This window comes from Actinosynnema sp. (genome assembly GCF_052038725.1).
This window is the reverse complement of sequence record NZ_JBQGCX010001273.1, coordinates 1-6,866: the sequence shown is the minus strand read 5'-3', so window position 1 is coordinate 6,866 and position 6,866 is coordinate 1. Positions and strand designations below refer to the sequence as shown.

At 72.8% G+C, this 6,866-nt stretch carries 6 protein-coding genes; 3 read left to right on the top strand and 3 right to left on the bottom strand.

The genetic code is table 11. From position 1 onward, the window contains the following. Nucleotides 1-1,280 (bottom strand): biosynthetic-type acetolactate synthase large subunit (ilvB, locus tag ACTUAL_RS26905; protein WP_440902205.1); only part of this gene is annotated, 1,280 nt, incomplete at its 3' end. Nucleotides 1,281-1,571: 291 nt separating this feature from the next. Here ilvB and ACTUAL_RS26900 point away from each other — a divergent pair. The 3 genes from ACTUAL_RS26900 (at nucleotide 1,572) to ilvD (ending at nucleotide 4,696) form a co-directional block, all read left to right on the top strand. Beyond that, nucleotides 1,572-2,180, top strand: a complete 609-nt coding sequence (locus ACTUAL_RS26900) for a PH domain-containing protein (protein ID WP_440902204.1) — start codon at nucleotides 1,572-1,574, stop codon at nucleotides 2,178-2,180. A gap of 135 nt (nucleotides 2,181-2,315) precedes the next feature. Further along, nucleotides 2,316-2,735 carry a vitamin K epoxide reductase family protein gene (locus ACTUAL_RS26895; protein WP_096496679.1) on the top strand — a complete coding sequence of 140 codons (420 nt, stop codon included), beginning with the start codon at nucleotides 2,316-2,318 and terminating at the stop codon, nucleotides 2,733-2,735. 116 nt (nucleotides 2,736-2,851) lie between these two features. Beyond that, nucleotides 2,852-4,696, top strand: coding sequence for a dihydroxy-acid dehydratase (ilvD, locus tag ACTUAL_RS26890; RefSeq protein WP_440902203.1), 1,845 nt, complete (start codon nucleotides 2,852-2,854; stop codon nucleotides 4,694-4,696). A 120-nt stretch (nucleotides 4,697-4,816) separates the two neighbouring features. On the opposite strand, the gene ACTUAL_RS26885 is transcribed toward ilvD, so the two are convergent. Continuing rightward, nucleotides 4,817-5,686, bottom strand: coding sequence for a DoxX family protein (locus ACTUAL_RS26885; RefSeq protein ID WP_440902202.1), 870 nt, complete (start codon nucleotides 5,684-5,686; stop codon nucleotides 4,817-4,819). A 187-nt stretch (nucleotides 5,687-5,873) separates the two neighbouring features. Beyond that, nucleotides 5,874-6,620 carry a hypothetical protein gene (locus ACTUAL_RS26880; protein WP_440902201.1) on the bottom strand — a complete coding sequence of 249 codons (747 nt, stop codon included), beginning with the start codon at nucleotides 6,618-6,620 and terminating at the stop codon, nucleotides 5,874-5,876. Nucleotides 6,621-6,866: the final 246 nt, after the last annotated feature.

The following is a 6,866-nucleotide window of genomic DNA, read 5'->3' as shown; positions in this document are numbered from 1 at the left end:
TGGTGCTGGCCGACGCCCGCCGTGTAGACCGCGTCCGGGGACAGCGCGCCGATCCGCTCGATCACGTACTGCGGGGACAGGGTGCCGTCGTCGGGCCAGTCGTAGCCCAGCGGGAACGTGCCGCGCCAGGAGTCGATGAGCTCCCACCACGGGGTCAGGTCGGCGGCGTGCCCGTGCGCCTTCTCGTTGGCGACGGCGTCGATCAGCTCGGTGATGATCTCCTTGCAGTCGCCGACGATCGGCACGTCCGCGCGGCGGTTCTTGGAGATCTCGGCCGGGTCGATGTCGGCGTGCACGACCTGCGCCTCGGGCGCGAAGGACTCCAGCTGGCCGGTGACCCGGTCGTCGAAGCGGGCGCCGAGGGCGATGAGCAGGTCGGCCTTCTGCATCGCGGCGACGGCGGAGACCGTGCCGTGCATCCCCGGCATCCCCAGGTGCTGGCGGTGCGAGTCGGGGAACGCGCCGCGCGCCATCAGGGTGGTGACGACCGGGATGTCGTTCTCCTCGGCCAGGCGCAGCAGCTCGGCGGAGGCCTCGGCCTTGATGACGCCACCGCCGACGTACAGCACCGGGCGGCGGGCGGCGGCGATGAGCTTCGCGGCCTCGCGGACCTGCTTGCCGTGCGGGCGGGTGGTGGGCCGGTAGCCGGGCAGCCGCAGCTCCGGCGGCCAGGAGAACGAGGTGGTCTCCTGCAGGACGTCCTTGGGGATGTCCACCAGGACCGGGCCGGGGCGGCCGGTGGCGGCGATGTGGAACGCCTCGGCGATCGCCCTCGGGATGTCGGCCGGGTCGGTGACCAGGAAGTTGTGCTTGGTGATCGGCATGGTGATGCCGCAGATGTCGGCTTCCTGGAACGCGTCGGTGCCGATGAGCGGGCGGGACTGCTGGCCGGTGATGGCGACGACCGGGACCGAGTCCATGTTGGCGTCGGCCAGCGGCGTCACCAGGTTCGTCGCGCCGGGACCGGAGGTGGCCATGCAGACGCCGACGCGGCCGGTGGCCTGGGCGTAGCCGGTGGCGGCGTGGCCCGCGCCCTGCTCGTGGCGCACCAGGACGTGGCGGACCTTGGTGGAGTCCAGGAGCGGGTCGTACGCGGGGAGGATGGTGCCGCCGGGGATGCCGAACACGATCTCGCAGCCGACCGCCTCAAGGGAGCGGACGAGGGACTGGGCGCCCGTCACGCGGACGGGCGCGCCGCTCGGGGGCGCCGGCTTGGGCCGGGGTCCAGGGCGGGGCGACAGCGGCTCACCGGGGGCCGGTCGCGAGGTTGCGCTGGTCATCTGTCTGCCTCTGGGTCAAGGTGAGGAGCACGGTCCGGGCACGAAAAAACCCCCGCCAACCCGGATCTGTCGGGTCGTACGAGGGTCGCGCGTCGACGCAAGCTGTTCCGCTCAGGCGTCGACGCGCCTGCGAAGTACGAGAACGAGGTTGCGCTGCATGGCCCTGACGTTAACCGTGGAACTCGGGCAGCGTCAACTGTGCGGGACAGCACTCCCGGATCGTGGACGCATCGGGTGACGGCCTCGGGGTCGGCGTCACCGCCCGTGAGGTGGGGTGCGACCATCGCGGACGTGCCCAAGCTCGTGTTCCGCGTCCCCGCCACCGCCCTGCTCGCCTCCGGGCTGACCGCGATCTGCGTCACCCCGATGGCGCTGGCCGAGCCGGTCCTGTCGGTCCTGTACCTGCTGCCCCTGGGCTTCGCGTGGTGGGTGGTGCGCACCCGGACCACGGCGACCCCCGAGCGGCTGGTGACCAGGACCGCGTTCGGCGGGCGGGTCGTGGAGTGGGACGAGGTCAGGTCGCTGAAGGTGAGCGGGAAGGGCGGGCTGTCGGCGGTCGTCGCGGACGAGGAGCTGGTGGAGCTGCCCGCCGTGAAGCTCGCGCACCTGCCCGCGCTGGCCGCCGTGAGCGGCGGCCGGGTGGACGACCCGGTGGCGCGCGCGAAGGCGCTGGCCGAGGCCGAGGAGGCTCGGGCCGAGGCGGGCGCGGGTGAGGCGGGCGAGAGCGCCGAGCCAGCCGAGACCACCGACCAGGTGTCGCCCGAGCAGGTGAAGAAGGACACGGCCGACGCTGAGCAGTCCCCCGAGCAGTCCCCCGAGCAGCTCACCGGGCAGCCCGCCGAGCAGTCGCCCGAGCAGCCCGCGGGGAAGCCGGTCGCGAAGCCCGCCGACGACGTCTGACCCGGCGCGCAAGGGTCCGGGGTCCCCCGCCGCGCGGGACCCCGGTCGCGCCTCCCGAGGGCCGGGGTCCCCGATTCCGCAGCCGCCCGCCCCGTCCTCCCGACCGGGGCCGCCCGCTTACGTAGAGTCGGCCCGGTGACCCAGAAGTCCCGTCTGGCCTTCCTGATCCTGTCGCTGCTCGGGCTGGCGACCTCGGTCTACCTGACCGTCACCCACTTCCAGCAGGAGCTGCTGGTCTGCTCCGAGAACTCCCTGGTCGACTGCGGCACGGTCACCAGCAGCGAGCAGTCGGAGCTGTTCGGCGTCCCCGTCGCCGTCCTCGGCGCGCTGTTCTTCGCCTTCCTGACCGCGATCAGCCTGCCCTGGGCGTGGCGCGTGCCGCCGCTGCGCTGGGTGAGGCTGGGCGCGGTCGGCGTCGGCGTGCTGCTCGTGGTCTACCTCGTCGCCGCCGAGTTCCTGCTCATCGGCAAGGTCTGCCTGTGGTGCACGGTGGTGCACGTCGTCACACTGGCGCAGGCGGGCGTGCTGGTCCGGGGCGAGCTGAAGCAGGGGTAGCCTGGGGTCACCGCTCCCCGCACGGCCCCGGCGCCCACGACCGCACCGGACTGCCGCGCCGACGCACCTCGCGCCCGACGCGAAACCAGACCACGCCAGGAAACCCAGGAGGAGCTGTGCCCCCGCTCCGTTCCCGAACCACCACCCACGGCCGCAACGCCGCAGGCGCCCGCGCGCTGTGGCGCGCCACCGGCATGACCGACTCGGACTTCGGCAAGCCGATCGTGGCGATCGCCAACTCGTACACGCAGTTCGTGCCCGGTCACGTGCACCTGCGCGACCTCGGCGACATCGTCGCCGAGGCGATCCGCGAGGCGGGCGGGGTGCCGCGCGAGTTCCACACCATCGCGGTGGACGACGGGATCGCGATGGGCCACAGCGGGATGCTGTACTCGCTGCCCTCGCGCGAGATCATCGCCGACTCGGTCGAGTACATGGTGAACGCGCACCAGGCCGACGCGATCGTCTGCATCTCCAACTGCGACAAGATCACGCCGGGGATGCTCAACGCCGCGATGCGGCTGAACATCCCGGTCGTGTTCGTCTCCGGCGGGCCGATGGAGGCGGGCAAGGCGGTCGTGGTGGACGGCGTCGCCGTCGCGCCGACCGACCTGATCACCGCGATCTCCGCGTCCGCGTCGCCCGAGGTGGACGACGAGGGCCTGTCGGTCGTGGAGCGCTCGGCGTGCCCGACCTGCGGGTCGTGCTCGGGCATGTTCACCGCGAACTCGATGAACTGCCTCACCGAGGCGCTGGGCCTGGCGCTGCCGGGCAACGGCTCGACGCTGGCCACGCACGCCGCGCGCCGCGAGCTGTTCTCCGAGGCGGGCCGGGTCGTGGTGGAGCTGTGCAAGCGCTACTACGGCGAGGACGACGAGTCGGTGCTGCCGCGCTCGATCGCGAACCGCGCCGCGTTCGAGAACGCGATGGCGCTGGACATGGCCATGGGCGGCTCGACCAACACCGTGCTGCACATCCTGGCAGCCGCGCAGGAGGGCGAGGTCGAGTTCGACCTGTCCGACATCAACGCGCTCAGCCGCCGGGTGCCCTGCCTGGCGAAGGTGTCGCCGAACTCCGACTACCACATGGAGGACGTGCACCGGGCCGGTGGCATCCCCGCGCTGCTGGGCGAGCTGTACCGGGCCGGGCTGCTCAACGAGGACGTCACCACCGTCCACTCGCGCACGATGGCGCAGTGGCTCGGCGAGTGGGACATCAGGGCCGAGTCGCCGTCCGAGCGCGCGGTGGAGCTGTTCCACGCCGCGCCCGGCGGGGTCCGCACCACGCAGGCGTTCTCCACCTCGAACCGCTGGTCGAAGCTGGACACCGACGCGGTGGGCGGGTGCATCCGGGACGTCGAGCACGCGTACACCAAGGACGGCGGGCTGGCCGTGCTGCACGGCAACCTGGCCGAGTCCGGCGCGGTCATCAAGTCGGCGGGCATCGACGAGGAGCTGTGGCGGTTCGAGGGGCCGGCGCGCGTGGTCGAGTCCCAGGAGCAGGCGGTGTCGGTGATCCTGAACAAGGAGATCCAGGCCGGTGACGTGCTCGTGGTCCGCTACGAGGGCCCGTCCGGCGGGCCGGGGATGCAGGAGATGCTGCACCCGACCGCGTTCCTCAAGGGCGCGGGCCTGGGCAAGAAGTGCGCGCTGATCACGGACGGCCGGTTCTCCGGCGGCACCTCGGGCCTGTCCATCGGCCACGTCTCGCCGGAGGCGGCGGGCGGCGGGCTGATCGGCCTGGTGCAGGACGGCGACCGGATCCTCATCGACGTGCACGAGCGCAAGCTGGAGCTGCTGGTGGACGAGGCGGTGCTGGCCGACCGGCGGGCGAAGATGGAGGCCTCGGAGCGGCCGTGGCAGCCGGTGGACCGGGTGCGCCCGGTGACGGCGGCGCTGCGCGCGTACGCCCGGATGGCGACGGATGCGTCGAAGGGCGCGGTGCGCGACGTCAACCGCTGATGCGCTGACCTGGGGCGACACCCCGAACGCGCGAGGGGCCCGACCGGAGATCCGGTCGGGCCCCTGCTCGTCGTGGGGGCGGCCAGGGCGGGCGGTCCCGGTGAGCGGTGCGGGCCGGGGTCAGCGCAGCGCGAGGTGGGTGACCGCGGTTAGGCCCGCCGCGAGCAGCAGGCACAGCGAGGCCGCCAGCAGCGGGCGGTGGAACCACGGGCGCCGGTGGTCCAGGGAGACCCGGCCCGGTCCGGCGAACAGCACGCCGAGCGCCGCCGCCGCCAGCACGGCCTCGAACTCGACGCCGTCGGGCAGGAAGAAGCCGTTGGTGAAGTTGAGCAGCAGCACGTTCGCCATGACGCCGAGCACGCCCGCGGCGGCCAGCGGCGTGGCGAAGCCCAGGATCAGCAGCACGCCGCCGACCAGCTCGGTCAGGCCGGTCACCCAGGCCAGGAGCCCGGACTGCTGGTAGCCGATGCTGGCCAGGACCTTGCCGAACGCGTCGAGCCCCGGCCCGTCGAACAGGCCGAACACCTTCTGCAGGCCGTGCCCGGTGAACACCAGGCCCAGGCCCAGGCGCAGCGCGAGCAGGCCGACGTCGTGGCTCGCGGTCCAGGCGGGCGGCAGCTGCGCGGCGGGCAGGTCGTCGAAGCGGGACACCGGCTCGCCGGGGTCGGGCACCGGCGTGAACCCGGTCCCGGTGCCGGGCCGGTGCGGCTGGACGTCGTCCTCGGGCTCGTACCGGTCCTCGGGCTCGTAGCGGTTCTCGGGCTCGTAGCGGTTCTCCCGCTCGTACCGGTTCCGGGGCAGGTCGTCGCTGTCGAAGTAGCCGGTGCCGGTGCCGCCGGTGACCAGCGGTTTGGTGCCCCTGCCCTGCGCGGGCTCGGGGTCCGGTTCCTCGGCGTAGTGGTGTGCCCCCCTGGCCGTGGCGCCCGATGCGCGGAGTCCGTCGTCGGTGTAGCCGCCGGAACTTCCCCGGCGGTCGCCTTGATTAGCCACGGAACCGCACGGTAGGAGGTTCACCGGGAGACCGCGAGCGTCCGAACGGTCTAACCATTTGAGCCGAACGGCCCAATTGGCAGTTGTGAGGTGGAGAAATGCCGGCGGCCCGGCCCGAAAATCGGACCGGGTCACCGGCGGCGCCGTTTGCGACGCCTATCACGAAAAGATCACCGAGGGTTCGGGATCAGGGGCGCAGGCCACCGGTCAGGCCACCGATCAGCGGCAGGCCGCCGAGCAGGCCGGTCACGGTGCTCAGGCCCGGCAGACCGCCGGTCGCGCCACCGAGACCACCGGTCAGGCCGCCGACCAGCGGCAGGCCGCCGAGCCGGCCGGTCACGGTGCTCAGGCCCGGCAGACCGCCGGTCAGGCCACCGACACCGGGCAGGCTGCCGGTCAGGCCGCCCACGCCCGGCAGGCCGCCGGTCAGGCCGCCCACGCCCGGCAGGCTGCCGAGGGCGCCGGTGAGCTGGCCGAGGCCCGCGCCGCCGGTCAGCGGCAGGATGTTGCCCAGGAGGTCCTGGAGGCTGCCGAGCAGCTGGGACACCAGGCCGGTGGCGGAACCGAGGCTGCCCAGGCCCGGCACGGCGCCGGTGACGCCCCCGAGACCGGGGAGGCTGGGCAGACCGGGCAGGATGCGCTGCAACTCGGCGCTGGCGGCCTCCGCCGCGTCGGCGTGAGCCGCCATCGAGGGGTCGTTGAGCTGCGCGAGCGAGCTGCGCAACTGGTCGTTGGTCGACTGAAGGGCTGCCAGGTCGCTGGCCTGGGCCGCGCGCACCAGCGCCGCAGCCTGGCCGTCGATCTGCTGCACCGTGGACTGGTTCTGGCCGGAGACTTCGGCGGGAGCGGTCTCGGCCTGGGCCAGACCTGCCGAGGACAGCGCGAGCACACTGCCGGCGGCGGCGGCGACAGCGAATCGGGCGAGCTTGTTCATCTCTGGCTTCTCCTTGGATCGGATATGTCCGAGCCGGACCCCGAAACCATGACCCGAGTCGGCGCGGAGCAAATCTCGACCAATTGCGGAGAGCTACTAGATCGATTCGAACGGTAATTGCCGGCCGACAATGCCTCCCCCGTACGGGTGAGCCGTTTCGTCGGGGGACGATCGTCGCCCCGACTGCGCGGTGACGACCGTCCCCCACCTCAGTCCGCCCGGACGGACGCCGGTCGCACGTTCGGT

Bases quoted from the DNA above. Each gene is read 5' to 3' on its own strand.
- ACTUAL_RS26880 (WP_440902201.1), bottom strand. From the start codon at position 6,620: ATGAACAAGCTCGCCCGATTCGCTGTCGCCGCCGCCGCCGGCAGTGTG.